Origin of the sequence: Phenylobacterium sp., assembly GCF_036723115.1 — a bacterium.
Classification (GTDB): Bacteria; Pseudomonadota; Alphaproteobacteria; order Caulobacterales; family Caulobacteraceae; genus Phenylobacterium.
This window is the reverse complement of the sequence record NZ_DAIMHV010000158.1, coordinates 3,808-6,248: the sequence shown is the minus strand read 5'-3', so window position 1 is coordinate 6,248 and position 2,441 is coordinate 3,808. Positions and strand designations below refer to the sequence as shown.

The following is a 2,441-nucleotide window of genomic DNA, read 5'->3' as shown; positions in this document are numbered from 1 at the left end:
GCATCCCGTCCTGGTGGATGCCGCTCTCGTGGGCGAAGGCGTTCTTGCCGACGATGGCCTTGTTGAACTGGACCGGGAAGCCGGTGATGGCCGAGACGTAGCGGCTCGCCCGGGTGATGTGCTGGGTCTCGGCGCCCATGAAATAGGGCAGACGGTCGCCGCGCACCTTCAGCGCCATGACCACTTCTTCCAGGGCCGCATTGCCGGCGCGCTCGCCGATGCCGTTGATCGCCACCTCCACCTGGCGGGCTCCGCCCTGCACGCCAGCCAGGCTGTTGGCCACGGCCAGGCCCAGATCGTTATGGCAATGGGTGGACAGGATGATGGTGTCGGCGCCCGGAACGTTCTCGATCAGGTCGCGGAAGACTGCTTCATATTCCGACGGATAGGTGTACCCCACCGTGTCGGGGATGTTCACCGTCTTGGCCCCGGCCTTTATGGCGGCCTCCACGCAGCGGCGCAGGAAGTCCTGCTCGGTGCGGGTGGCGTCCTGGGCCGACCATTCCACATCGTCGCACAGGTTGCGCGCCAGGGTCACCGAACGGGTGATCGCCTCCAGGATGTCCTCCTGGCTCATCTTCAGGATGTGATCCCGGTGCGAGGGGCTGGTGGACAGGAAGGTGTGGATGCGCCCGCGCTTGGCCGGGCGGATCGCCTCGGCGCAGCGCTCGATGTCCACCGCCGCGGCGCGGGCCAGACCGCAGACGGTGCTTTCGGTGACGATCTCGGAAACCTGGCGGACAGCTTCGAAGTCGCCATTGGAGGCGATGGGGAAGCCCGCTTCGATCACATCGACCCGCATCTCCTCCAGGATCTTGGCGAGTTCCAGCTTTTCCTCCAGCGACATGGAGGCGCCGGGCGACTGCTCGCCGTCGCGCATGGTGGTGTCGAAAATGATGACGCGGTCGCGCTCGGAAGCGGCGGAGGAAGCTTGGGTCATGACAGGATCTCTTCGCGGGAGCTCATTCTAGAAAGGTCGGACGTCCGGGTCATCCCCTGAGCGCCCGGCCCGCGAAGCGTCGCGCAGCCTAAAGGGTCGCCCAGGGGCGGCTAAGCCCCAGCGGAAGAAGAAGGCGCAGGCAGGTGCGGTTCTGACGCATGAGCCTGCGTTAGACCATTCCGCCTGATCGCGCAAGATCATTGCGCCGGAGCTTCGTCAACCGGGGGTTTGCGGGAAGTTTCTACCTCTGCGTCCCCTTCCTCACGGACGGCGACCGCCTCCCGCCGCTTAAGCCAGCCTCGCGCGAACCAGCCGATGACGAACCACCCCGCCACGATCGCGGCCAGCAGGAGCCAGTGTCCCGCGCCGCCGCCGCGCATGGCCTGGGCGATGGAATTGCCCGCAAAGGCGGTGACGCCGATCTTCGGGAGGATTCCCAGGCCCGTGCCGGCCAGGAAGTGCCAGCTGCGCATGGGCGCCACGCCGGCGGCCATATTGACCACGATGAATGGCGCAGAGGGCACCAGGCGCACGATCAGGCTCGCCCAGAAGCCATTGCGTCCAACCAGGGCCATGAACTGCCGCACCCCTTCGCTGGCGAAGGCGTTCAGGGTGCGGGCGCCGGCCAGGCGGCCGATGTAGAAGCCCACCGTGGCCGAGACCATGGTGCCGATCCAGCTGTAGGCGAACCCCGCCCAGCCGCCGAAGGCGACCACGGCCGCGGCGATCAGGACGAACTGAGGGACTCCCACGAACGCCAGGAGGGCGAAGGCGGCCACCGCGGTGGGCAGGGCCCAGGGGCCGTGGGCCGCCAGGCCCAGCCACTGTTCCACCGTGGCCTCGCCATCGAAGCCCAGGACCTGGGCGCCGAACAGAAAGACCAGCCCCACTCCGCCGAAGAGGACAAAGGACACCGCCGCCGCCCGCCAGGCGCGGGCGTCCATGTTCAGCAGGAAATGCAGGATGCGGCGCATGGGGCTGGCCTCGCCGATCCCGGGCGGCGGGTCAAGCGCGGTCGCCCGTCGCATTGGCCCACGGTCAGACGAAGGCTCAGCCAGGACACCGAGTGAGCGGCGGCGGCGAATCGAATGGTTCCCCGCGCACGACCATCATGTCCCCTGCCCCATTGAAGCTGAGGCGCAGGCTGTGGGCCTTTGGCGGCGCCTGGGCCGTGCAGGTGGCGGCGATCTCATAGCCGTCGTCCAGGGCGGCCACCCCGTCGAAGCGACAGGAGACCTCGCCGGCGGTGACGAGTCCGTCGTGGCGGAAATCCCAGGCGCCGTCGCGACACAGTCCGGCATTGGCCGCCCAACGGCCCACATAGGCTGGCTGGGCCGCAGGTTGGGCCGCCGGGGAGGCGGCATCAGGCGTCTGGGACGCGACTGGCCCCTCCGCCCTTTCAGCCGGCTCGCACGCGGCCGTCAGCACGGCGAGGCCCGCCGCCAGGACGGGAATCAGAAGCGGACGGTGAACATGTTTCGTCATGGGGCGCCTTCGCCTG

General features: G+C 68.4%; 3 protein-coding genes. All 3 read right to left on the bottom strand.

Annotated features, from left to right (window positions below; genetic code table 11):
* A partial coding sequence (locus tag V7D28_RS13170) for a 2-isopropylmalate synthase (protein WP_333587840.1) occupies positions 1 to 940 on the bottom strand: 940 nt, incomplete at its 3' end.
* 197 nt (positions 941 to 1,137) lie between these two features.
* On the bottom strand, positions 1,138 to 1,914 hold the full coding sequence (locus V7D28_RS13165) for a TVP38/TMEM64 family protein (protein ID WP_333587839.1): 777 nt from the start codon (positions 1,912 to 1,914) through the stop codon (positions 1,138 to 1,140).
* A 76-nt stretch (positions 1,915 to 1,990) separates the two neighbouring features.
* Complete coding sequence (locus tag V7D28_RS13160) at positions 1,991 to 2,425, bottom strand: hypothetical protein (RefSeq protein WP_333587838.1); 435 nt, start codon at positions 2,423 to 2,425, stop codon at positions 1,991 to 1,993.
* Between the last annotated feature and the right edge of the window lie 16 nt (positions 2,426 to 2,441).

What these genes read in the sequence shown, in the direction of transcription:
- V7D28_RS13160 (WP_333587838.1), bottom strand. Translation starts at nt 2,425, where the DNA reads ATGACGAAACATGTTCACCGTCCGCTTCTGATTCCCGTCCTGGCGGCG.
- V7D28_RS13165 (WP_333587839.1), bottom strand. Translation starts at nt 1,914, where the DNA reads ATGCGCCGCATCCTGCATTTCCTGCTGAACATGGACGCCCGCGCCTGG.